The organism is Pseudomonas psychrophila HA-4 (assembly GCF_000282975.1).
GTDB classification, from domain to species: domain Bacteria; phylum Pseudomonadota; class Gammaproteobacteria; order Pseudomonadales; family Pseudomonadaceae; genus Aquipseudomonas; species Aquipseudomonas psychrophila_A.
Genome location: NZ_ALJC01000075.1, coordinates 221,477 through 246,475, shown reverse-complemented (window position 1 = coordinate 246,475; position 24,999 = coordinate 221,477). Strand labels below are relative to the sequence as shown.

The 24,999-nt window shown below is 58.6% G+C and carries 16 protein-coding genes; 9 read left to right on the top strand and 7 right to left on the bottom strand.

Translation table 11 applies throughout. The features are described from left to right. Window positions 1-19 precede the first annotated feature (19 nt). Both B347_RS0110365 and B347_RS0110360 read left to right on the top strand, forming a co-directional pair. Window positions 20-1,024 carry an ATP-binding protein gene (locus B347_RS0110365; RefSeq protein WP_026014105.1) on the top strand — a complete coding sequence of 335 codons (1,005 nt, stop codon included), beginning with the start codon at window positions 20-22 and terminating at the stop codon, window positions 1,022-1,024. 110 nt (window positions 1,025-1,134) lie between these two features. Further along, window positions 1,135-1,677 carry a VWA domain-containing protein gene (locus B347_RS0110360; protein ID WP_019409648.1) on the top strand — a complete coding sequence of 181 codons (543 nt, stop codon included), beginning with the start codon at window positions 1,135-1,137 and terminating at the stop codon, window positions 1,675-1,677. 75 nt (window positions 1,678-1,752) lie between these two features. Here B347_RS0110360 and B347_RS0110355 read toward each other — a convergent pair whose 3' ends face one another. Next, window positions 1,753-2,019 carry a hypothetical protein gene (locus B347_RS0110355; RefSeq protein WP_019409647.1) on the bottom strand — a complete coding sequence of 89 codons (267 nt, stop codon included), beginning with the start codon at window positions 2,017-2,019 and terminating at the stop codon, window positions 1,753-1,755. Window positions 2,020-2,370: 351 nt separating this feature from the next. On the opposite strand from B347_RS0110355, the gene B347_RS0110345 reads away from it, so the two are divergent. Beyond that, complete coding sequence (locus B347_RS0110345; protein WP_019409645.1) at window positions 2,371-3,687, top strand: sigma-54 dependent transcriptional regulator; 1,317 nt, start codon at window positions 2,371-2,373, stop codon at window positions 3,685-3,687. Between the two features lie 412 nt (window positions 3,688-4,099). On the opposite strand, the gene B347_RS0110340 is transcribed toward B347_RS0110345, so the two are convergent. The 5 genes from B347_RS0110340 to B347_RS0110320 form a co-directional block, all read right to left on the bottom strand. Further along, complete coding sequence (locus B347_RS0110340) at window positions 4,100-4,621, bottom strand: AAA family ATPase (RefSeq protein ID WP_019409644.1); 522 nt, start codon at window positions 4,619-4,621, stop codon at window positions 4,100-4,102. Continuing rightward, the gene (pnuC, locus tag B347_RS0110335; protein ID WP_019409643.1) at window positions 4,618-5,181 is read right to left on the bottom strand and encodes a nicotinamide riboside transporter PnuC; all 564 of its coding nucleotides are present in this window, start codon (window positions 5,179-5,181) and stop codon (window positions 4,618-4,620) included. The genes B347_RS0110340 and pnuC overlap by 4 nt, the downstream gene beginning before the upstream one ends. A gap of 137 nt (window positions 5,182-5,318) precedes the next feature. Continuing rightward, on the bottom strand, window positions 5,319-6,533 hold the full coding sequence (locus tag B347_RS0110330) for a pyridoxal phosphate-dependent aminotransferase (protein WP_019409642.1): 1,215 nt from the start codon (window positions 6,531-6,533) through the stop codon (window positions 5,319-5,321). Beyond that, entirely contained in the window at window positions 6,533-7,195 is a 663-nt protein-coding gene (locus tag B347_RS0110325) for an RraA family protein (protein WP_026014104.1), read from the bottom strand. Before B347_RS0110325 ends, B347_RS0110330 begins: the two co-directional genes overlap by 1 nt. Further along, on the bottom strand, window positions 7,195-7,860 hold the full coding sequence (locus B347_RS0110320; protein ID WP_019409640.1) for an RraA family protein: 666 nt from the start codon (window positions 7,858-7,860) through the stop codon (window positions 7,195-7,197). The genes B347_RS0110325 and B347_RS0110320 overlap by 1 nt, the downstream gene beginning before the upstream one ends. Window positions 7,861-7,965: 105 nt before the next feature. On the opposite strand from B347_RS0110320, the gene B347_RS0110315 reads away from it, so the two are divergent. Then, window positions 7,966-8,865: a LysR family transcriptional regulator gene (locus B347_RS0110315; RefSeq protein ID WP_019409639.1), complete on the top strand. Its 900-nt coding sequence runs from the start codon at window positions 7,966-7,968 to the stop codon at window positions 8,863-8,865. A gap of 111 nt (window positions 8,866-8,976) precedes the next feature. Further along, complete coding sequence (locus B347_RS0110310; RefSeq protein WP_019409638.1) at window positions 8,977-9,777, top strand: alpha/beta fold hydrolase; 801 nt, start codon at window positions 8,977-8,979, stop codon at window positions 9,775-9,777. Window positions 9,778-9,807: 30 nt separating this feature from the next. Here the strand turns inward: B347_RS0110310 and B347_RS0110305 are convergent, their stop codons facing one another. Further along, window positions 9,808-10,119, bottom strand: a complete 312-nt coding sequence (locus tag B347_RS0110305; protein WP_019409637.1) for a hypothetical protein — start codon at window positions 10,117-10,119, stop codon at window positions 9,808-9,810. A gap of 217 nt (window positions 10,120-10,336) precedes the next feature. On the opposite strand from B347_RS0110305, the gene B347_RS0110300 reads away from it, so the two are divergent. The 4 genes from B347_RS0110300 to B347_RS0110285 all read left to right on the top strand — a co-directional run bounded on the left by B347_RS0110300 (window position 10,337) and on the right by B347_RS0110285 (window position 24,994). Then, the gene (locus B347_RS0110300) at window positions 10,337-10,993 is read left to right on the top strand and encodes an STN domain-containing protein (RefSeq protein ID WP_019409636.1); all 657 of its coding nucleotides are present in this window, start codon (window positions 10,337-10,339) and stop codon (window positions 10,991-10,993) included. Further along, window positions 10,990-11,535, top strand: a complete 546-nt coding sequence (locus B347_RS0110295; protein ID WP_019409635.1) for an RNA polymerase sigma factor — start codon at window positions 10,990-10,992, stop codon at window positions 11,533-11,535. The genes B347_RS0110300 and B347_RS0110295 overlap by 4 nt, the downstream gene beginning before the upstream one ends. A gap of 37 nt (window positions 11,536-11,572) precedes the next feature. Beyond that, entirely contained in the window at window positions 11,573-12,502 is a 930-nt protein-coding gene (locus tag B347_RS0110290) for a FecR family protein (protein ID WP_026014102.1), read from the top strand. Between the two features lie 183 nt (window positions 12,503-12,685). Then, entirely contained in the window at window positions 12,686-24,994 is a 12,309-nt protein-coding gene (locus B347_RS0110285; protein ID WP_019409633.1) for a filamentous hemagglutinin family protein, read from the top strand. Window positions 24,995-24,999: the final 5 nt, after the last annotated feature.

Genomic DNA, 24,999 nt, shown 5'->3' with positions numbered 1-24,999 from the left:
ATTATTGGAAACCAAACACATGACGGACACCCCCCATTTCCCGCTGTCGGCGGTGGTCGGCGCGGACTCATTGAAACTGGCGCTGTGCCTGACGGCGATTGACCCGAAAATTGGCGGTGTGTTGATCGAAGGCCCGCGCGGCATGGCCAAGTCGACCCTGGCGCGTGGCCTGGCCGATGTGCTCGCCAGTGGTCCGTTCGTAACGTTGCCGTTGGGCGCAACTGAAGAACGCTTGGTTGGCACACTTGATCTGGACGCGGCGCTGGGCCAGGGCAAAGCGCAATTCAGCCCCGGTGTATTGGCCAAGGCCGATGGCGGGGTGTTGTACGTCGATGAAGTTAACCTGTTGGCCGATCATTTGGTGGATGTGTTACTGGACGTCGCCGCCAGCGGCATCAATGTGGTGGAGCGTGATGGTATTTCCCATCGCCACCCGGCGCGGTTTGTGCTGATCGGCACCATGAACCCTGAAGAGGGCGAACTGCGCCCGCAACTGCTCGATCGTTTTGGCTTGAACGTGGCCATGAATAGCCAGCCTCAGCCGACGGAGCGCTCAGAAATCATCCGTCGCCGGTTAGCCTTTGATGCCGAGCCGCAGGTTTTTTGTGCGCGTTGGGCCAATGCGCAAGACGCGCTGCGTCAACGTTGCCAGCAGGCGCGAGATGGCTTGCAGCAGATTGAACTGGATGATCAATCGCTGGCCGTGATTACCGAGCGTTGTTTCGCTGCGGGTGTTGATGGCCTGCGTGCCGACCTCGTCTGGCTGCGAGCGGCGCGGGCGCATGCGGCCTGGCGCGGTGCAGGGGCCATCAGCCGGGATGACATTGACGCGGTCGCCGAGTTTGCCTTGCGTCATCGTCGTCGTGAGCAAACCCCGCAAGCGCCCACCCCCGAGCCACAATCACCTGCGCAATCGGCAGGCAATTCTGCCAGCTCAGGGCAGGGGCAATGGGGTGAGTTACCGGCGCAACCGCAAACCATGGGTGCGCGTCGAGAAGTGCCGAGCTGGCCAAAAAAGCCCTAGGCATTCGCCCTCGATCAACTGCGGGGGCGGATGCCAAACCCGGGACGGGGACACTCGAACACGGCAATCAGGGCGCCAGTCGCCGTGCCGACAGTGGCGCGATTGATTGGGTGCACACCCTGCTGCGTGGTCGCCCGAAAGCGCGCAAAGACCTGGCCCATAAAACACGCAAACGTGCAGTTCAAGAACTGTGGCTGGTGGTGATTGATGCTTCTGCATCAACCCGCAGGCATCAGGCATTGAGTGATGCGAAGGGTTTGCTGGCGCAACTGTTCGACGATGCTTATCGCCAGCGGGTCAGGGTGGCAGTGATGACCGCGAGCGGCCGTGCGCCGCAATGGCACGTGAGCGGTGCCAAGGCTTCAAAAGCGCTGGACCAGTGGCTGGAGACGTTGGGGGCTGGCGGTGGCACGCCATTGCTGGACGCGTTGCAGGAAGTCGCACGCTGGCTTGAGGTGCGTCGCAAGCAATTTGCCCATGAGCAACAACGGTTTCTATTGGTCACCGATGGACGCTTAAAAGAGCTGTCGTCGTTGCCTAGACTGGACTGTCCGGGGCTGCTGATTGATATAGAAAGAGGGCCGATTCGTTTGGGCCGGGCCCAGCAAATGGCTACAGATATGGGGATTGAATATCAACATATCGACGCATAACCCACTGTAGGGGCGAACTTTTAACGATCAAAAGATCGCGAAGCAAGTTCGCTCCTACGGGAGGGTGTATGGCTATTAAGCGGGCATGACCCACGGTTGAAGGGCGTACCCTTCGTTGCTCAACTCGGTGCGGGCTTGTGCTAACAGGTGTTCGAGTTGGGCGGCATCGGAGCAGGCGCTGCGCGGGATCTGCTTGCGACCGATGCGGGTGTTGGTGCGGTCAATGACTGTCAGGCTTAATTCGCCGTGACCGTCTTGCGCTGCCCAAGCAACACATTGAAAAGGTTCAAAGGCGTGGCCGGCGATCAAAAGTGCTTCGTTGAAACGGAGCGGGGCGTTCATAGGGTCATCTCTCATGGGTGCCCATCAAATGATTAACCGTCGGCTGGGCGTACCGTTCGGTTGGTTACTTGTACTGATGCCTCCAAAGCCGGTTCAGGTCACACAGATACGTGATTTTTTTAAAAAAATTTTTATCAGCTGGATTTAAATCAATTCTGCTCGATCTGCACGTATCCGTTTAAGTGGCCGATAAACCCGTTGTTCATCTGTTCGCGTTGGCTAATGTCATATTGCTATTGCGCTTATAAATAAACGGTACAAGTCCCCACCACACTTGTTGCTACTTTTACGTCATTCTCCCCAACACTATGTTTCTAAAACTCTTTTTATTTTCGACGCCAAGGATCAGTCATGTTCGCACTCTCCTCACCTCGACGCCTGTTAGTGGTAGATCCGTGTGAAGATTGTCGCCAGCTACTACCAGAGCTTCAACGTATTGGCTGGTCGGTGGACAGTTGCAGCCTGGAGTCGGTCATCAATCGCTCTGGTGATGTTGGTTTGCTCAGGTTGTTGCCTTCGCACCTGGAGCGTCCCGAAGCGGTTAAAGAAATGATCAACCGCAGCGCAATTGAATGGATCGCAGTGCTGAGTGCTGATGTTTTGAAAATGAAAAATGTGGGTGACTTTGTTTACGAATGGTTTTTTGATTTCCATACCTTGCCGTTTGATGTGTCACGGTTTCAGGTCACGCTCGGTCGAGCGTTTGGCATGTCCCGTTTGCGCGTCCAAACGTTAAACCCTGACGATAGCCCTGCCCATGAACTCCTTGGTGAAAGCCGAAGCGTTCGTGACTTGCGAAAATTGTTGGGTAAGTTCGCTCCCACCCAATCGCCGATCTTGATCCGCGGCGAAAGCGGTACAGGCAAAGAACTGGTCGCACGTACCCTGCATCGTCAGTCCAAGCGTCATGATCAGCCCTTTGTCGCGATCAATTGCGGATCCATCCCGGAGCATTTGATTCAATCAGAGTTGTTCGGTCATGAAAAAGGCGCTTTCACTGGAGCCCATCAACGCAAGATCGGGCGTATCGAAACCGCCAACGGTGGCACGCTGTTTCTAGACGAAATCGGTGACCTGCCTCTGGAGTTGCAAGCTAGCCTGCTGCGCTTCCTGCAAGAAAAACACATTGAACGCGTTGGCGGCGGCAAGCCGATTGCTGTCGATGTGCGCGTTCTTGCGGCCACCCATGTTGATCTTGAAGCGGCCATCGCTCAGGGGCACTTTCGTGAAGACCTGTACTACCGACTTAACGTATTGCAGGTGCAAATGTCACCTTTGCGTGAGCGCCACGGTGACATGAGTCTGCTGGCCAACCACTTTTCGCGCCTCTACAGTCAGGAGACGGGCCGCCGTTCGCGCTCATTCAGTGAGGGCGCACTGATTGCGCTGGGCAATCACCCTTGGCCTGGCAACGTCCGCGAACTAGCCAACCGTGTTCGACGTGGACTGGTACTGGCGGAAGGGCGGCAAATTGAAGCCGCCGATCTGGGGCTGGAAGAGCAACCTACTGTCATGGGGACCCTTGAAGACTACAAAGTACGTGCGGAGCGTCAGGCCTTATCCGATGTACTGCATCGGTACTCGAACAACTTGAGTGTGGCTGCCAAAGTATTGGGCGTATCGAGGCCTACTTTTTATCGGTTGTTGCACAAGCATCAAATTCGTTAGTACCTGGCGTTTGTACTGCGGCAGCGATCAAAGCCGCGAGTGCAAATGCCAGAGGTTTTAAAGCGTCGATCGGTTGCATGTCAGACTCCGTTCTTTATCAGCAGGCTAAGCAGTTGGGCGTTCTAGTTGGAATATCGGGCTGATTAACACACAGCAAAACATATGCCGAATTTTATTTTCTTTTTAAGAACAACGGCTTGGAAAGAACCATTAACCGACGCACTCAAGAAGTGTATCAGTTCTGATATGGCTTAAAGCCACTAATGCATTAAAAGGCCCTGCCACAAATGAAGTGGCAACGGTCTTGTACAGTGTTTCAAGACTGTTACAGATTGCCGGAGCAATACCAGAACCTTGTATTAACAAGGCTCCACTGGGCGGTGAGTGTTTCAAAAATGGACACTTTTGCAGTTTAAGCCAGTAACTGTTCGACGGCGCCGAAAGCCTGTAATTGTCGAGCCTGCCAATCGCCGGTAATCACTTGCAGAGGTTGTTGATGCAGTTCCAGCCATTGCCGACTGGCATTAAAAAACAACTGCCGCTCAGCGAGAGAGGGCTGGCAGCGCTGGCCGTCTTGCGTCCACTCCACATCGTCGGGCGACAGCAGCAAATGTAGATCGTAATGACGGTTAAGCAACTCAGGTTCAAGCCAAGGCGGGCAGTCGCCAAACAAGGTCTTGCTCCAGAGCATATTGCTCAGCAAGTGAGTGTCCAGAATCAGTAACAGAGGTCGCAGGGCGCGGGCCTGATCTTCCCAGTCGAGTTGGCCACGAGCGATGGCTGGTATGTCTTCGAGACAGGTATCGCGTGCATTTTTTTCGATGAAATAACGCACGTATTCACCCACCAAAATGCCGCCAAAGTGTGCCTGCAATTGCTCCGCTAGCCAGCTTTTACCGCTGGATTCCGGGCCCGCCAGTACCACCACCTTCATGTGCGCAGTGCCGGGTCGAGGCGCCAGTCCCGCCATCCCTGAATGGCGATGACGGTGAACAATGCATACAGCCCGGCGGTCAGGTACAACCCTTTGTAGACAAACAGGCCGACGAAGATTACATCCACGACAAACCAAAGTGCCCAGCATTGCAGGCGTTTCTGGGCCATCCATAACTGGGCGACCAGACTAAAAGCCGTCAGCGCTGCGTCTAGCCAAGGTTGGGCGGCGTCTGTCCAGTGGGCCATGGCGGCGCCGAGCGCAAGGCTACCCACGCCCCCGATAGCCAAGCCGGTCGAAATTTGCCGCGCGTTCAGCGACGTGACCTGGCGGCCTTGATGCTGGGCGCCTGCACGGGTCCACTGCCACCAGCCATACAACTGCAGCACTGCGTACACCACTTGCAGCAGCATGTCGGAGTACAGCTTCACATCGAAGAAAATCCAGCTGTAGAGCAACACCATCACCAGCCCGATAGGCCAGCACCAAGGGTTTTGTTTGACTGTTAACCAAACGGCAATGACGCCTAGCACGGCGGCAAACAGTTCAAGCCCGGACATGGGTAATCCTTGGTGGTGATGAAGGGTCGGCGATTGTACCCGCAGCGCCTGCATTTGTGTGCCGTGACGTCCTCAAACTGGGTTTCAAATAAAAAGATCAAAAGATGGCGAGGCAAGCTCGTTCCTCAGATCAAGGCTCACGTCAGGGTGTTGCAGAACCCGCGAATCGCCTCGCAGGCACCCCGCAGTGACGATTCATCTAAGGCATAGGCGATACGAAAGTAGGGCGCCAGACCAAAAGCGCTGCCCGGCACCACAGCCACATTGGCTTCGTCGAGTAATGCATGGGCCACATCTTCGTCGCTGTGCAGTACGCGTCCTGCGGCTGTGGTTCTACCGATCAGTCCAGCACAATTGGCAAATACATAAAACGCACCGGCCGGGCTCGCACATTTAAGTCCGCCAATGGCATTCAACTGCTCAGCCAGGCTGTCTCGACGCGCCTGGAACACTGTTCGACTTTGCAGAATAAAGTCCTTCGGTCCCTCCAATGCCGCCAACGCTGCCTGCTGCGACACAGAACTGGCTCCCGACGTTTGCTGGCTTTGCAGTTTCTCCATAGCCTCCAGCAGCCAGCGCGGCCCAGTGGCAAAACCGATGCGCCAACCTGTCATCGCGTACGCCTTGGAAACGCCATTCATGGTCAGGGTTCTCGCCGCCAGTCGCGGCTCAACCTGGGCCAAGGTGAAAAACGCCTGATCGTCGAAAATCAGGTGTTCGTAGATGTCGTCGGCCAGGATCAGTACATGCGGGTTGGCCAATAGCACTTCGGCCAGCGCTTGCAGTTCATCGCGGCTGTATACCGCACCGGTTGGATTGGACGGCGAGTTTAAGATCAACCAGCGCGTCTGGGGCGTGATCGCTGCTGCCAATGCGTCGGGGGTCAGTTTGAATCCTGAATCGGCATCGCACGTTACGATCCGCGACTCCCCGCCACACACCTGAACCATCTCGGGGTAACTGACCCAATAAGGCGCCGGTACGAGAACCTGATCACCCTCGTTGAGCGTCGCAGCCAAGGCGTTGTAGATCACCTGCTTGCCGCCGCAGCACACGAGCGTGTCTTGCCAACTCACATCCAGACCGTTTTCACGCCTGTACTTAGCCGCAACAGCTTCGCGCAATGAGCGTACGCCAGCGACTTGGGTGTAACGGGTATGGCCATGTTCAATGGCTTGAATCGCCGCCTTGCGCACATGTTCCGGGGTATCGAAGTCCGGCTCGCCTGCGCACAGCGAAATGATGGTCGCGCCTTGCGCCCGGCGCTCTGCCACGCGGTCGATGATGCGATACGTGGCCGATGGCTGCGCGCTGGCCAAACGCTGGTTCAGACGCTGAATATCGGTACTCATCAGACTTTCCTTTGCACGCTGTGATAACCCAAGGCTGCTCGGGCTTGTTCAAGGGTTTTGCCTTGTGTGAGCAGGCTGCGAATCTGGGCTTCGACCGACTCAATCTGGCGGGCGCACGCCGCGACTTCTGCGGCCCGTGCTCGCGGCACAATCACCACGCCATTGGCGTCGGCCACCACGATGTCGCGGGCACAGACCCGGGCGCTGCCAATCGATACGGGCTGGTTGACTGACTGCACCTGCACGCGGTCTTTGCCTGTACGCATGAAACGGCCCTTGCTGAACATCGGGTAGCCGTCACTCAGCGCCTTGCTCACGTCCCGGCAAACACCGTCGATCACGGTCGCCGCGATGGCCCGGCTGCCCGCGTACTGGGTCATGATGTCGCCCCAGACCGTGCAATCGGTGCGCCCGCCGTTGTCGATCACCACAACATCGCCGGGGGAGACGTCGTCGATAAAGTCGCCGACAGTTCCGGGCGGCACGCTGGCCGAGACGTACTGCACAGTGAAGGCGGGGCCCACTACGACCGTGCTGTAGTTGTTCAGCGGCGCGATGCCAAAGCACTGGCCGGGCAGCCCAAGTTTGTCCAGCGCATCAGAGACGCCCGGTGTGTCCAGCCCCGCAAACAGGGCGACCAGTGCTTGATCTTGAGTAGTCATCATGCGTGCTCCGAGTGAATCGCATCGAAATGGCTGTCGTGCATGACGTCCGCGACTGAGCGCCCAGCACGTACCGCCAGAACCATGTCCGCTTGTCGGCGGTTGATACGCTCCGCGAGGTCGAGCACGTGCTCGATATGAGCGTGGGGGATGAACACCGTGCCGCAGTTATCGGCTATCACGTAGTCGTTCTCGCTGACATCGACGCCTGCCACGTTGATGGTGACGGCTGCGGCAATCTGCATCACCCGGTTGCGTGCGCTGATCATGGTGACCCCGCGCCCATACACCGGATAACCAATTGCTGCGCTGCCGTCGATGTCGCGGCTTAAGCCGTCGATAACAGTGCCGCGCACCTGTTTACGCACGGCGGCGTTGGCCAGAATATCGCCCCAGCATGAAATGCCTTCGAGGCCTCCGGCAATGACCAGCACCCGATCGTCGCTGTCGATCTGTTCAACCACCGGGGTAATCAGGTGCACCGAGGGTTCGGTGTCGAGCTTGGGAGCCAGCAACACGGTGCTGGCACGGCCGACGATTTTTGGGCAATTCCACAAGGGGCGTAAGCCCACGGTGGCGCCCGCCAGACCCAGAAAGTCGAGGGCGTCGGACACGGTATTGGTATCAAGTGCGGCCAGGCGGTCCAGCAAAGCAGGGTGCGTCATGGGGTAGCCTCTAATGTGACGGAGGCGCCCAGTGTTGATGAGCCAGTTTGATAGGTATATTACGAATAGCCGAAGCATTAGATACGTTAAACCTATGGAATATTTATGATCAATTTTCGTCTAATCCGTCACCTCTGGTTGTTCCTGGCGGTTGCCGAAGAACAGAATTTTGGCCGTGCTGCCAAACGTCTGGGCATGTCGCAGCCGCCGCTCAGCGAACAAATCCAGGTGCTCGAGCAGGCGCTCAAAGTCAAACTCTTTGACCGCTCGCGACGCGGCGCCAAGTTGACCCCGGTGGGCGCCGCAATTTTGCCTGCAGTGCGTAAATTTGCCGACCAGCTCGAACGTCTGGAGCTGGCCGTGGAGGAAGCCGTGGCGGGGCAGTCGGGGATGTTGACCATCGGCGCCATTTCCACAGCGATGTTCGATGTGCTGCCACGCTTGATCGAACAACTGAAAGTCGACTATCCGCACCTAACCGTTTCGGTACGGGAAATCGATAGCGTTGAGGCGATCCCGGCGCTTGAGTCAGCCGACATTGACCTGGCCTTCGCCCGTCTGGATGGCGACTTAGGCACCTCCATTAAATCATTGCCGTTACTGGAGGATCGCTTAGTCGTGGCCTTGGCAGCCGATCACCCGTTGGCGTCGCGCACGCGAATAAGCCTGTCCAGCCTGGCCAATGAGCCTTTGGTGATGTTTGCCCGCAAGGTAAGCCCGGTGTATTTCGACAACCTCATCGCGACGTGTCGGGACAGTGGCTTCTCCCCGCGCGTGCTGCACGAGGTGCGCTCGGTAGCCTCGCAAATTGCCTTTGTCAGCTATGGGCAAAGCATTGCACTGGTGCCGGCGTCATTGAAAAAACTGGCGCCTGCGAATGTGGTGTTTCGTCCACTTAGTCAAAAACTGAAGGTGGTGACGACGGCGGTGGCCTGGAATGCGGATCGGCCGAACCCGCTGATTGATGAAGTTATTGCTCGGCTACGCGCTAAGGCATGCGTTTAAAGGGGCTGATTTGATAGGTTTGGCGTATCAAGACCTTACTCAAAAAGGAATGTACATAAGGCTTAAGAGCCATGACAGTGAGGCCGTTTTTAAACTTTGCAGGTTTTATACGTGGCCTTTACCCAGTCCCAACTGCCTCTCACTGTAGAGGGTGTATCACTGAACATAGCGGCCATCCACCGCGAAGGTGAACTGACACCGATTGTGTTTCTGCATGGATTTGGCTCCACCAAGGAAGACTATGCCGACATCGTGTTGCAAGCGCAGTTGGCGGGTCATCCGTTTCTGGCTTACGACGCGCCAGGGTGTGGTGAGAGCGAATGTGATGATTTGTCGAGCATCTCCATCGGTTTTTTGCTGCAAACCGCGCTTCAGGTGCTTGAACACTACGGCATCGAGCGTTTCCACCTGGTGGGCCACTCCATGGGCGGGCTCACTGCGCTGCTGCTGGCGCATAAGTTCCCTGAACGAGTCGTTAGCTTCGTCGATATTGAGGGCAACATAGCCCCGGAAGACTGTTTTCTCAGTTGTCAAATAGTTAATTACCCGAGTGCTGATCCCCAGGTGTTTTTCTCGGCCTTTATCGAACGTGTGCGGCACGCACCGGCTTACGCCAGTGCCCTGTATTCAGCGAGTTTGCGACACAAGGTACGGGTCGGTGCGGTACGCGCAATATTCGAGTCGATGGTTGATTGGTCCGATAACGCCGATTTGATGGGCAAATTCCTCGGCCTAGAATGCCCGCGCATGTTCATGTACGGCGAGCAGAACGCCTCGCTGTCTTACCTGTCATCCATTGCGGCCGCCGGTGTACAACTGGCGCAAATTCCGGCCTGCGGGCACTTTCCGATGTATTCGAATCCGCTCGAAATGTGGCGCCGTATCTCAGGCTTCTACCGAGCGATTCTGTAGCCGTCGCCGCAGCGCAGCGGCCCAGGTTTTTCAAGGCCGCTGCGGTTTTACCGACGTGCCAAACGTGTTGCCCATGCGTACGCTGGTGGCCGCAGGCGTCGACAGCCCGATCTGATTCGGCTGGCGTTTCTCGACCGGAACGTTCATCGCGTCACCCTTCTTTTGCGTGGCTTTAGCCGCGTTCGAATCCTTCCCTAACTGCTGGCTCAAACAGCCGTAATCCGGGGCGTTGTAACCATCAACCTTGACCTCGGTGCAGCCTGTATCGGCGTCTTGGGCGTGGGCGATCAATGGCAAACCGAAACACAAAAATAGGCTGGCGAGGGCGGGGAGCAGTTTCATCAGGGCCTCCTTGCGGGCCATGGAAGGAGGGCCGCTGTGGAGCAAAAGTGTAGTGCAAGGTGTTGGTCGGCTGCGCGATGTTTTTTTGCCATCACTGTAACGTCAGATTCATAAATAGCCTTCAGGATGACGTTTTTGGTAGGACGCGGTAGCCGTGCAGCGACGCAAAGCAAAAGGCGAGCGAGGGGCATGGAGTGACGCAGCAAGGTGTCTGACTTTGCTGTTTGCACTGCTGTGGGCGCACCCCTTGCTGGCGGACACGGATGAGTCACCTTTGCTGGTGCTAGACCTACCCGCACAAAATCTGGAACACGCACTGCAAGCGTTCAGTCAGGTCACTGGCATGGCGATTCTGGTGGATCGCGAGTTAACCCAAAACAGGCGTTCCATTGGTGTGCATGGCCGCTACACCGCCCAGCAAGCCTTGGGCGTGTTACTGACCGGGAGTGGCTTGATGGCTCGATATGCCAGTAGTGATGCCTTCACGTTGCAAGTGCCTGAAGTCAGCCGTCCGATAGAAGGGCGGGGAGCCAAGGCACGGTTAGCGGCTGCGCGCATCAACAACAGCTACGCCGCAGCCTTGCAGCAAGCCATCGAGTACAGCCTCTGTCGTTCGTCGTTGACCCGACCAGGCAGTTTCCGCGCACTGATTCAGGTATGGGTCAACCGTGAAGGGTTGATCGAGCACAGCCGGCTAGTCAGTTCCACGGGTGACACGCAGCGCGACGAGATGCTGGTGCGCAATTTGAGCACCACCCGCGTCGAGCGACCGGCACCCAGTTCACTGCAATTGCCGGTGACGTTACTTTTGATGCCCGACACCACAGGAACACGCATGGAATGTACAGCAGGGACAGGAGCGGCGGGGTCATGAAAGAGACCGGGCACAGCACCATGGTCAGTTTGTTTCTGGCGTCTTACGAAGACTTCAAGGTGCGTTTGCGCAAGCGCCTAGGTTCCGAAGACCTGGCCTGCGACGTGCTGCACGAAACCTACTTGCGGGTAGACCGCATGGAGGTGCCGCCCAACCTCCTGCAACCCAACGCCTACCTTTACCGCATGGCCTTGAATATCGCCGCCGACCGTCGCCAGGCCGATGCGCGACTGTTGACTGGCAGCGAGATCTCAGACTTGTTACAGCCCAGCGATGAAGCCCTCGACCCGTCTCGAGTGGTTGGCGGCCAAAAAGAAATCCAGTCTTTGATCAAGGCGCTTTATGCGCTACCGCCGCGCCAGCGCAAAATCTTGCTGGCGGCGCGTCTGGAAGAGGCGCCACATCTGGAAATCTCCCAACGCTTTGGCATTTCTACGCGCATGGTCGAGAAAGAAATCAAGGCCGCTTTGGGCTTCTGCGCAAAGCGTTTGGAAAGAAAAGTCATTCAGCGGTTCGGTCCCGGGGCCGGAAAACCGTCTTAAGTCATGAGTCCCTGATAATCCGTGAGAATGTACGCGCTTGAATATTTTTAGGTTTCCTTCATCCCGGAATCTGTCAGACAGCCAATTGCGCGAAGAAGCCCGGGACTGGCTGGTTTTACTGACCTCGGGGCACGCGACAGTCGCCGACGCCAAGGCCTTGAAACTCTGGTGCGCGCAAAGCCCGGAACATGCCCAAGCCTTTGAACAGGCCAAGTTGTTGTGGCAGCAACTGGCGCCAGCTGTAGCAGACGTTCAACAACCACCGCGCAATGTGGGCCGTCGTGCGTTCCTTGGAGCGGCCATTGCCGCTTCGGCCGCGATCGTGATGGTACGGGTCTCTGTGCCGGGTGGTTTTGAAGGATTGACTGCGGACTACCGCACTGAAGTCGGCGAACAGCGAGGCGTGAACTTGAGTGACGGCATACACCTTGAGCTCAATACCCAAACTCGCATCAGCCGTCGCAGTCAGGGAATCGAATTGCTCGAAGGCGAAGTGGAAGTGCTGGCCAATGCCGCGCAACCGCTCAGAGTTCAAGCCGGGGCGGGCTGGTTGAGCAGCGCGCAAGCGCGTTTTAACGTGCGCAATACCGATAACAATGTCTGCGTGACCTGTGTTGAGGGTTCCGTTGCAGTGGACGTCGGCGGGCGCACTATTCGTTTAGACGGTGGCCGCCAACTGACCTACAACGCGGCGGGTGCTCAAGATCCGGTGGCGGTGGATACACAGGCGGTGGTTGCCTGGCGCGAGCAAATTTTGGTGTTCAACAATGCGACATTGGCAAGCGTTGTCAGCGAGATCAACCGATACCGGCCGGGGATGCTAGTACTGCTCAACAGCGAGTTGGGCAAGCGCCGGGTGCAGGCGCGGTTCAGCCTGCAACAACTGCCGGGTGTGGCGTTCATGATCCGAGATGCGTACGGCGCCAAGTGCACAGAATTACCGGGTGGGGTGGTGTTGTTGAGCTAAAGACCAATGGGTGTGTAGGCGCTGTGGCGCACTCACTCGATTCCAGCCTCCCTAAACGGTCCCTCCCTCTCGTCATCCATTGTGAATTTTTGATGACGGACATTCAGTCCAGCCCTCTGGAAACTGCCTATCTCCTATACGAAGCGCTTGCCCCACGGCGAGAAACGATGAGGAAGATTGCAGATGGCCCGTTGCAAACCACCGGTTAATCCAAATACTCGAGGCCCCGTCAGCCCGACGATCCTGCGGCTTAAGCCACTGGCCCATGCCATCGCCTTGCTGATGGTCGCAGGCAGCGCCCACGGTGCCACCGTGTTCAGCGCGGGCTGGTTCGCCGACAAGGGCGCGTCTCAAGCCGCCACTGCTGCGCGAACGCAGGCGCAGATGCCGAAGATCCCGTCACTGAACCAGCAGGCTAAGGCCAACCAACAGTTGCAACGGTCCCTGACCACTCTCAATAACAGCGTTGCAGCCATTGCTGCCCAACAAGCCGCGCAAGCTGCCGGGCGCCAAGCGGCGTTAGGCCAAATCTCAAACGTCCCCGATGGCCTTGGCAAAGGTGGCTTACAGGTCGATAACAGCCTGACTCAGGGCTGGACCAACGCCAAGGGTGCGACCCAAACGCAAGCCGGTGGTAAGACCACCGTGACCATTGAGCAGACCGCTGACAAAGCGATCCTCAACTGGGAAACCTTTAACGTGGGGCGCAACACCACGGTCGATTTTCAGCAACAGTCCAACTGGGCCGCGCTGAACCGGGTCAATGACCCAAACGCCAAACCGAGTGACATTCAGGGGCAGATCAAAGGCGCCGGTACGGTGATGATCATGAACCGCAATGGTGTGGTCTTCACCGGGACCAGCCAAGTTAACGTACGTAACCTGGTCGCGGGTGCGGCAACCATCACCGACGATCAGTTCACCCAGCGCGGGATTTATGTCGATGCAAACGGCTCTAAGCCGACCTTCACCGATGCCGCTGGCAAGGTTGAGGTGCAGAACGGTGCGGTGATTCAAACCCACGCCGCCACGTTGTCCACGGACTCGGGTGGCTACGCCTTATTGTTGGGCTCGGAGGTTGAAAACGCCGGCACCGTCATTACGGCCAAAGGGCAGACCACACTGGCCGCAGGCGACAGTTTTTATATCCGCCGTGGCGTGGGTACCTCGGGCAACCAGAACTCCACTACCCGTGGCAATGAAGTCGCCATTGGCTTGAAGGCCGGTAGCACGGCCGGCAAGGTCAGTAACAACGGTTTGATCATGGCCTCGACCGGCGACGTCACACTGACGGGTCATAAGGTCGAGCAAAACGGTGTGGCCCTGACCAGCACGTCGGTGGACACTCGAGGCACTGTTCATCTATTGAATTCGGTCACTGACAGCACTGGCACGGTCACCTTGGGCAAGGGCAGTACCACGGCCATTTTGCTGGAGGGCGCCGACGCCACTGCGCTTAACAGCCAACGTGATAACGGTCTGATCAACCTCAACGGCCGCCCGAACGCAGTCAACACCGCCACTGGGCTGTTTAACAACCTGAGCACCGTCACTGATCGTATCGACCAGTCGCGGATCGAGATCGTCAGCGGCGGCACTGTAGAGTTCAAGGACGGTTCCACCACCTTGGCCACTGGCGGTCAGGTTGCTGTGACAGCCACCCAGCGCAGTCTGGTTCGTGACGGGGCAATGATTGACGTGTCTGGTGCGGTTGGGGTCAAGGTGTCGATGGAATCCAACAATATCAAGATCAGCGTTCAGGGTAACGAGCAGCGCGATGCGCCGGTTAACCGTGAAGACGGCAAGCTGGCCAACAACGATATCTGGGTCGACTTGCGCGAATTGGTGTTCGTCCCGGCGGGTACCAACGGTTACGCCACGGATCGCTGGTACACCGCCGGTGGTTTGTTGGAAGTCGGCGGCTATCTGGGCACCCAAGGTCATAGCGTTGGTGAGTGGATGGCCCAAGGCGGGACGCTGACGTTCACTGGCAAGGAAGTGGTCACCGAGAAGAGCGCCCAATTAAATGTCTCGGGTGGCACGGTCGATGTGCAGGGCGGCTTGATTCGCCAAACCTGGCTCAAAGGCCCGGACAGTCATTTGTATGAGTTGTCTAAGGCGCCGGGCGACATTCTCTATACCGGGTTCTACAAGGGCTACGAAGACACCAACCAGCGTTGGGGGCGTACTGACTATTACTACAACCCCCTGATTGCTTCAAAAAGCCGTTACGAGGCCGGTTATACCGTAGGTCGTGATGCTGGCAAGTTGGTAATCGGTACCTCGAGCGCGGTACTTGAAGGTCAGTTGATCAGTGATGTGTTTCAGGGTGAGCGCCAGATCAAGACCCCGACGCTCAATATCGACGGCTATCAGCAGGCGCAAAAGGCTGCCGCTCAACGTGCGCAACTGATCATTGGTCAGTACATGCCCGTATTCAACACAAGCACCGGCACGTTGCGCTTCGGCCTAAACCCGGTCGCTGACGAGATTCTGTTCGAGTCCAATACGCAAAGCATTGCTGATGGCTTAAACCTAGAGACGGCGTTACCGACTGAGCGTCAGGGCAAAATTGTTCTCGACAGTGACCGCCTCAATGGATTTGAGTTGGGCGCAATCAAAGCCTCTGCCATGCAGCAAATCACCGTCAACGGCGCATTGAAAGTGGCCGATGGTGGCGAAATCACTTTATTCACCCCGAAAGTGGCTATCAACGCCAGCCTGACTGCCCACAGTGGCAGCATCAACGCGGGCAATATCCTTAACCAGCCCGATGTGAACCGCAGCTTTACCGTGGGCGATGCATTACTCAATGCACCGAGCGGAACCCAGGCGTGGATCAATGTGGCGCAAGGGGTCAAGCTCGACGCTTCCGGGCGCTGGAATAACTTGGCGCAGGACGGCGCCAACAACCCCAGCGTGGCGTATTTGAATGGCGGCAAGGTGTCGCTGCGCAGTAACGGCGATGTGATGCTGGCTGAAGACAGTGGAGTGGACGTGTCTTCTGGGGCCACGATTGGGCTGGACGGCAAATTTACCGGCGGCAAGGGCGGTAACGTGAAGCTGGCGGCTTACGGCAAGCTGGTGCTGGGCAGCGAGCTGCGCGGTTATGGAGTCGGCGGTGGCGGTACGTTGGCCGTGCAGGCTCATAAGGTGCAGATCGGTGAGCGCGCAAACGCGCCAAGTGCTGACACGTTGCAGTTGGCTGGTGACTTCTTCACTAAGGGGTTCTCGGCCTACGACATCACCGGCAACGAAGGGCTGCTGGTGACGGATGGCACACAGGTCGATGTCAGCATGCCGGTCTATCGTTTTGGCCAGCAAGCATCGAATACGCCCACCGGCAGCGATCCGACTGCGGCACTGGAACGCTGGACGCCATCGCTGTATCAGGAAGACGCGCTCAAAGGTGTGCTGCTTCAGCGGCGTGGCGCTGGCCTGAACCTGAGTGCCGGGACCAATCTCTCCACGGGCGCATTGGCAGCGACCACAGCGCTGAATGTGGGCAAAGGTACGGTCGTCACGGTCGATCCAGGCCAAGCGATCAACCTGCGCAGCATCGGGCAACTGACGGTCGACGGCACGCTCAATGCCTGGGGCGGCACTGTCAGCCTCATGGGGTTGAGCAATGTCGACTCCGAAAGAGTTGAGGCCAATGGCCATGGCCGTTCGATCTGGATTGGCGAGCAGGCGGTAATTGATGTGGCATCGCGTGCAGTGACGGCGGTCAACAGTCGCGGCCATGCGTATGGGCAAGTGCGCAATGGCGGCAAAATCACGGTGGGCGGCGATATCGATCTGGCCAGCGGCATTGCCAAGGCCAGCGATCTGTTTGTGGTGGTACGTGACGGTGCGCGCCTTGACGCGTCCGGTAGCCAAGCGCAGTTGGATGTACCGGGGCAAGGCCCCACCCGAGTGGCCAGCAACGGCGGCAACATTGCCTTTGCCTCCAACAATGGCCTGTATCTGGACGGCAGCTTTATAGCCAATGCCGGGGGCGTCGGGGCAGCGGGCGGCAGTCTGTCGCTGGCTCTGGAAAGCCCGTACTCCATCAAAACGTCGGTGACGGATCGCGTGCTCAACGTGCGCGAAATGGTGCTGGGCCAAGTGCATCAGCGCAGTACGTTGGCAGACACCGCGCAGGCTGCCGCCGACAGCCTAGAGTACGGCCATGCGCGCCTCGGGGTAGACCAGATTAGCGCCGGTGGTTTTGACAACCTGGCTTTGCTTACGAATGGCCTGCTGAGCGTTGACGGTGATGTCTCGCTGAACATGGGCCAGAGCCTGCGCTTATACAGCGGGGCCATGGGGCTGAGTGACAACGCGCCCGTTGATTCGCGAGTTAACCTGTCGGCGCCTTACCTGCTACTCGCCGGTATCCTCGACCCGCTGCAAGCCAAAGATCAGTACCGCCACCCGGTGTTGACCACCGGCATGTCCCTGCGTGACAGCCAGGCGATGTTTGAGACCAACGCCAACCTGATTGATGTGCGCGGCAACGTACAGTTTGGTAACAACAGCCTCTTGTTGCCAAATGGCGTGTTGAATGGCGTCGATCGTCGTGGTTTTGATGATGTGCACCTGATCAGCCAGGGCGATCTGCGCTTCCTTGAGGGTGCGGACGAACTCAGTCAGGGTATTAACACTCAATTGATGACCCGGGGTGATATGACCCTGATGGCCACTCAGTTGTATCCGGCCACGGCCGTCGGTGCGCGGGTGCTGGCGGGCTACCTCAACGGCCAGCGTGAGGGTGGCTTTAACTACGACCCGACCCGTGTCCTGACCATTGGCCGCACCGGTAACAGCGATGTGCCTGTGCCTTACTCAGCCTTCGGCCGCCTGCAACTGGGCGGCCCCACCATCAAGCAAGGCGGGGTCGTACGGGCGCCGCTGGGGCTGATTGAAATTGGCACCTTGCGTTCACAGCGCGTCGAATTGCTGCCCGGCAGCCTGACGTCGGTCAGCGGCAAGGGGCTGATCCTGCCTTACGGCGGCACAGTGGATGGTCAGGTTTATAAGTACAACGGCAAGGACGTGTCGTTCCTGGGGTTGGGCGGGATCATCAACCTGGGTGGCGATCTGCAAGTCGGTATGATCCTCGGCGGTGAGTCGCTGGCCGTGATGTCTGGGGCCACGGTAGATGTTTCGGGTGGCGGTGAGTTACTGGGTGCGGGGTTTATTTCTGGGCGCGGCGGTTCTACCGATGCACGCTTCAACCCGTTGGTACAGTTCGGCGCCAATAGCGGCTTTACCCTGCCAGGGCTCGCGACCAACCCAGTCTATGCAATAGTCCCCGGCGTGCAGCCGGGCCAGGCGCCAATGGCACCAGAGGGCGGCGCGACTGAACCGCTGATTGGCCAGCAAGTCACGCTAGGTGCCGGTGTGCCAGGGTTGGCCGCTGGCACCTATACCTTGATGCCGTCAACCTATGCCTTGATGCCGGGTGCTTACCGGGTAGAGATCAACGGCCTGGCCGGGGTCGGTGTTGAAGGTAGCACTCAGCAGATGCGCAATGGTTCTTGGTCGACTGCCGGGCGCTTGTCCATTGCCAATACCGGGATTAGCAATAGCACGGCCACCCCGTTAATTCTGACGTCGGCCGATACCTTGCGCCGATATTCCCAGTACAACGAAACCCGTTACGCGCAGTTCGCCATCGCTGACGCCGCCAAGCTCGGGGTGCCGAGGCCGCAGTTGGAGGCCGATGCCAGAACCTTGAAACTGGCCTTACGCCCTGGCGCCGGAACACAGGCATTTTCCTTTGACGGCGTGGGGCGCTTTGATGCCGCCACGGGAGGGTATGCAGGCTCGGTGGCGGCGATGAATATGGGCACCGGCGGCATCGAAATCGTTGCGGCCGGCAAGGCCGCAACGCCGGGCTTTAGTGGCGTCACCGTGTATGCAGAGAGCCTCAATGCGCTGGCCCCAGCACGGCTAGTGATTGGCGGCCTGCCTCAGGTTACGTATGGCCAACTCGGCAATTACGTTAACTTTTCCAACTCCAACACGGGCTCGATCACCCTGCGTGAAGGCGCAACCTTGGCGGCACCCGAAGTGTTCTTGGTGACCTTGAACGGCGGCATTAACGTGGAGCAGGGCGCTGCAATCAATACCATCGGGCGTGGCAAAGCCACTTATGACGGCCGTGATGGCTTTGTCTATAACGTGTTAAATAACATGCTGGCGGTGTCCAATGGCTTGATCAACGCGATCAGCGCAGCGCCAGTCGGCGACAGTCTAGACATCCAACTGGCAGTGTGCGCCAGTGAGCCGTGCAGCGGCACCACGGCGCTGTACTCGGAAGGCAGCATCGTCGCCCTGACCAGCAAAGCCCTGAAAATGGGCGATGACATACGTTACGGCACGCGCCACCTCAACCTGGGTGTCTCGAGCATCAACGTTGGCAGCACTGAAGCCTTGGCGGCGGCCGCGTCTGCTAATCGCCTGCCAACCGGGATTACCCTGAATCAGCAATTGATCGACCGCTTGCTGCGCGGTGACACGCAGTTCGGCGCGCCCGCCTTGGAAACCCTGCAACTGTCGGCACGCGAGAGTTTCAACTTCTTCGGCACCACTGCGCTGGATACCTACGACTCGGTCACCGGTAAATCCTTGCTGGACAACTTGATGCTCTCCACCCCGGCGATTTATGGCGCGGGTAACGCCGGTGATGTGGCCACCATTCACACGGCAAATCTGATTTGGCAGGGCGCTGACAACCTGCCTTCGGCCCCGATAGCCGGTGGCGTAGGCAATGGTAGCGGGCGTCTGGATATCAAGGCCGAGAGCATTGCATTGGGTTACGGCAGTTTTTCTCAGCCGAGCAAACGCAATAGTCAGGATCGCCTGATCTTGGGGTTTACCGACGCGAACATGAATGCCAGCCAGCGCATCACCGCCAATTACACCGGCAGCCTCTCGGTCTATCAACGCCAGGGCGCTTTTGATCCGATCAGCGGCTTTGCTTACACGGGTGGCAACTTCAACATCCTGACGCCGTTGATGACCGGCGAGGCAGGGTCGATCAATCGCATTACGGCCGGTGGCAACATTGATATCAGCGCCTCGCCGGGCACCTATAAAGAGGTCAAGGGCGTTGGCGCTGAGCTGTCCCTCAAAGGCGACAGCATTCGCGTGGCCAGCGCCGTGGTCCTGCCCAGTGGCAAGCTCACACTGGATGCCCGAGGCAACCTTGTATTGACCGATGACGCGCAGATTGATGTCTCAGGCCGCGCAATTGCATTTAACGACGTGACTAAGTATTCGGCGGGCGGCGAGGTGCTGCTGCAAAGCCGCACAGCCAATGTGCTGCAAGCTGCAGGCTCGACCATCAATCTGTCAGCCACCCATAACCAAGCAGGCAAGCTGCGCGCAGTCGCGGTGCAAAGCGGCGCCGGTACGGTTGATCTGGCTGGCAAGGTCATCGCCGGCAGCAGCGGTGTATACGACGCCGGTGGTACGTTCGTGCCGTACCTGGCAGGCGTGCTAGAGATTCAAGCCCAGCGCCTAGGGGGCAATGGCTCCCTCAGTGAGCAGTTCGCGACCCTCAACCAGCGCCTTAACCAGGGCGAAGTGTTTGGCGCGCGTAGCTTCCAGATCAAACAGGGCGACCTGGTGATGGGTAACGACGTCAAAGCCAACAACGTTAATGTCTCGCTGGACAACGGCAGCCTGCGCGTTTCTGGCCGGGTGGACGCCAGTGGCGAACGAGTCGGCACTATCAGCCTGGCCGCCAAGCATGGCCTGACCCTGGACGGCACTGCGGTACTGGATGCCCATGGCAGCCAACTGCGACTCGACAGCTACGGCAAGATTATTGATTCACCGAACCGCGCCATAGTGGTGCTCAGCTCGGGCGAGGGCCTGTTGACCCTGAGTGATGGCATGCACATCGACGTGCGTCACGGCACCGCCGGCACGGTTGGCAATGATGGACGCAATCGCGGCACCTTGGAATTGAGCGCACCACGCCTTAACAATAAGGACATCGCCATCGATGCCCGTGGTCAGTTGACGATTCAGGGCGCACGCTCGATCGCGGTCAACGGCATGGCCCGCTATGACGATGCCCCGACAAAAACCGATGACAGCGCCAGTGGGCGTCCATATCAGGTGATTGATCAGGCTTACTTGGATCAAAAGCATGCGCTGAGCGTGCAGTTCATCAACGCTGCCCTGAGCAACCAAGACCTGATGAACAACAGGCTTTCGGGCCTGAACAATGCCACTTACGCCGACGCTTTACACCTGCGTCCGGGCGTTGAAATCGTCAGCAAAACCCCGGACGGTGATCTGGTGGTGCAGGGCGATCTCGACTTATCCGGGTATCGCTATGCCAGCCTCAACCCGCACACCCAAAAGAACAATGCCGTGTATGGCTCCGGTGAAGTGGGCAGCCTGACCTTGCGCGCCGGGGGTGATCTGAACATCTACGGCAGCATCAACGACGGCTTTGCACCGCCGCCGCCGACCGATGACGACAACGGTTGGGTGCTGCTGCCGGGTATTGACTACACCAACGGCACACGTGTGATTCCGGGCAGCGGTGTGACCCTGGCTGACGGGACGGTGTTCCCCGGCGGTTCCACCCTCAACTTCGACCTGCCAATCAAGGCCACAACGCTGCTCCCGGGCAGCCGCTTGCCGGTTGCTGCCACACTGACCCAGCCACTGGCTCTGAGTGCCGGTACCGTATTGGCGGCTGCCGTACGCGATGCTTCAGGCAACGTACTGATCGCCGCCGGTACCCGGTTGATTCAGGATCAGACGCTGCCAGTTGGCACCGTTTTGGAGGCCGGGAACGTGTTCCCAAGCTACTTGGGTGTCGCTGCGATGACCTGGCCCAAGGGGGTGCCGTTGACGGGCAGCGTGACGCTCAATGGCAACCAGGTGATGCCACGTGGGGCTCTGCTGCCTGCGGGCACCAACGTCAAATTGGCCAATGGCGCAACCTCGGTACAACTGCGCGTCGAGGAAGCAGGCAGTCAGGGCAAGAACTGGGGCATTGCGCCTATGTTGACCGAAGGCTCGCAAGCCTGGTCGATCCGCTTGGTGGCCGGTGCTGATACCCAAGCCGCGGACAGCCGTCAGTTGCAACCCATTCCCGCCACGGGGCACTTGCGCCTTGCCGACACCCATTACGGCTCATTTGGTAAAGGGACGCAGGTCTGGACACTCGATGGTTCTATGGACTGGTTTGGCGACGACAGCATGGTCGGGCAGCCAATCGACTTTGTGAACGATGCCTACCCCGGCATGTGCGATGACTCGCCGTACTACTGCGCTGCAAGCGGCGGGGCTTACGACCTTGAAATCGGCGGCAGCACCCGTTTCAGCGTGATCCGGACCGGCGCGGCTGATCTGGAGTTGCTCGCGGGTGGCAACCTGAGCATGGAATCGCTGTTCGGGGTGTATACGGCGGGCAGTTCTTCTTATGCCGCCTCGTCCAACGACCCATTCAACCTTGCGCGGAGTAAGGGCGGCGATGGCAAGGTATTGGCTAACGCTGGCGGGAACGAGCAATGGGTCAATGGCGGGCCAGATAGCCTGTACCGTGCGTGGTACCCGGAGGGTGGCGGCAACCTGTTGTTAAAAGTGGGCGGCAACCTGACCGGCGACATCATGAGCATGGCGCCGATCAGTTTAGGGCGATTGACCCGCAGCGATGTGGGGCACGACACGGCGAACGTTGGCGATTGGTTGTGGCGCCAAGGCAATAACAAGACTGGTAGCCAAGCGCAGTCAACCGCCTGGTGGATCAACTTTGGCACCTACATCGCCAATATGTCCGATAACGGCGGCGCCGATCAGATGACCGGATTCACCGGCTTTGGCACCTTGGGCGGCGGTAACCTAGATATCGACGTGCGCGGCAATGCCGGGATCAGCAAGCCGCTGGGCTTTGGCAGTCAAAGCCTCAACGGCCGCAGCCCGGGACTGGTCCTAGCGGTGGGCAGCACGGGGCGCGTCGGGGCTGATGGCAGCCTGCAACTGACTGGCGGGGGTGATTTGAACCTACGCGTGGGTGGCTCCCTCAACGGCGGCAGTGACGTCTACCGGGACCACCTCAATGGCGCATTGGTGAATCTGCGCGGGCATGTGCAGATGACCGGCGCCGCGCTGGGCAACCTGACCTTGCGCTATGGCATTCGCAGTGACAGTCAGAGCCCTAGTGAGGTTCGGGCCCTAGATGCCTTGCGCTCTACGTCGGCGATTGCCGCTGGCGGTTTGAGCCTGTTACCGGGCGACGCCACGTTCAGCTTGGCAACTCGTGGCGATTTGGTATTGCAGGATGTGGGAGACCCTGGACGTGCGTCGCAAATGAATGCCCTGGCGTATGAGCGAGGTGGCGTTTACGGCGTTGGCCAGAGCTGGTTCAGCCTCTGGACCGAGCGCACGGCCGTGGACCTGTTTTCCAGCGGGGGCAACCTGACACCGCTGACCGTGACCCAAGAAACGGACATGGCTGCTGTATACCCCGCAACCTTACGCGCCGTCGCGGCCAATGGCAGCCTGTATTACGGCTATTCTTCGGCGTTTAACACCGATGACAAGGCGATGCGGGCGTTGGTTTTGGCACCGTCGACCAAAGGCCAATTGGAACTGCTGGCGAGGGACTCGATTTATGGCGGCGGCTTGAGCATTAGCCGCTCCAGTGCCGCTCCAGACACCTTGGCGAGCATTCTGAACCCGGCTTACACGGGGTTCATCAATAAAATCGTGGTAAACGGCAGCGGTAATTTGGGCAGCGATGGCAATATTGCCCGTTGGGGCCTTCACCCACTGTTTGCCTTTGGCCCCAACACCGCGAGCATGGCCTGGGGCGATGCCCTTGAGCCTGCACGTTTCTATGCCTTAGACGGTGATCTGCTGGGTGTCAGCAGTGGGCGCACACTCACTATGATGGGATCAAACGACCCACGTTATCGCCAGACCTATTACGAAGGTGCAGGGCCAGTGTGGATGCTCGCGGGACGCGACATCGTCAGCAGCGGTACGCCGCTGGGCGGTATCTTCGGGGGGCTGTCGGGCACCGGTGAATACACCCTGTCCGGTAACGTGTTCGTGCACAACAACCCCAATGACATCTCTATTGCCAGTGCTGGTCGCGACATTCTCTTCAGCAACTTTAGCGTGGCCGGGCCGGGCACGCTGGAGCTGACGGCGGGCCGTAACATCCTTATGCAAGACAAGGTCAGTGTCACCAGCCTAGGCGGGGTGGCTCCCGGCGACATACGCCCTGGCGCAAGCATCGTGATGCAAGCAGGCTTTGGTCCCAATGGGGCGGATTTCCTGCATTTTGTCCAGGCTTACCTTAACCCGGCCAACCTCGTCCAGCCGGGTGAGGCGCTGTCCATCCAAGGCGGCAAAGTCGCCAAGACCTATGAAAACGAACTGGTCACCTGGCTGGCCGAGCGCTTCGGTTTTGTCGGTGATAGCGCTCAGGCTCGGGGCTTTTACGCGGCGCTGCCCTCCGAGCAACAACGGGTCTTCGCCCGTGACGTGTATTTCGCCGAACTCAAGGCCTCCGGTCGTGAGTACAACCAGCAAGGCGGCGTGCGCCAGGGCAGTTATGTGCGTGGGCGCTCGGCAATTGCCGCGCTGTTCCCGGAAAAGGACGTGGCTGGAAACCCGATCACTTACAAGGGTGATATCACAATGTTCGGCGGCGCTGGCGTACACACCGATTTCGGTGGTTCGATCCAGTTACTGACCCCCGGCGGTGGCCAAACTTTCGGTATCGAGGGTAATGCGCCCCCGGCGTCGGCGGGCATTATCACTCAAGGCGCGGGCGACATTAGCCTGTATTCCCTGAGGAGCATTTTGCTGGGCCAAAGCCGGATCATGACCACCTTCGGCGGTTCAATCATGGGTTGGTCGGGGGCCGGTGACATCAACGCCGGTCGTGGCTCCAAGACCACCGTGGTGTACACGCCACCGAAGCGGGTTTATGACTATTGGGGCAACGTCGGCCTAGCGCCATCGGTACCGAGCACCGGTGCCGGTATTGCAACGCTTAACCCGATCCCAGAAGTACCGGCAGGTGATATCGACCTCATTGCGCCACTGGGCACCATTGACGCGGGGGAGGCGGGAATCCGGGTATCCGGCAACATCAACATCGCCGCTTTGCGTGTGGTCAATGCCGCAAACATCCAGACCCAGGGCAAATCGAGCGGAGTGCCGGTGTCGGCCACTGTCAATACCGGGGCCTTGAGTTCTGCCAGTTCTGCTGGCTCGGCAGCAGCCCAGGCCGCCGACAGCGCAACACGCAACCAGCAAGCAGCCGCGCGGCAGGCAAGGGCTTCAATCGTGACAGTTGAAGTCTTGAGCTTTGGCAGTGAACCGGTGCAACGCGATATAGAGCAAACCCCAAAAACCACAGGCTACAACCCAAACAGTCCGGTGCAGATCATCGGTGCTGGGCCGTTGAGTGACCATGCGCAAGCCAGCCTCACCGATGAGGAGCGCCGTCAAATAAGTCTCTAACCGCA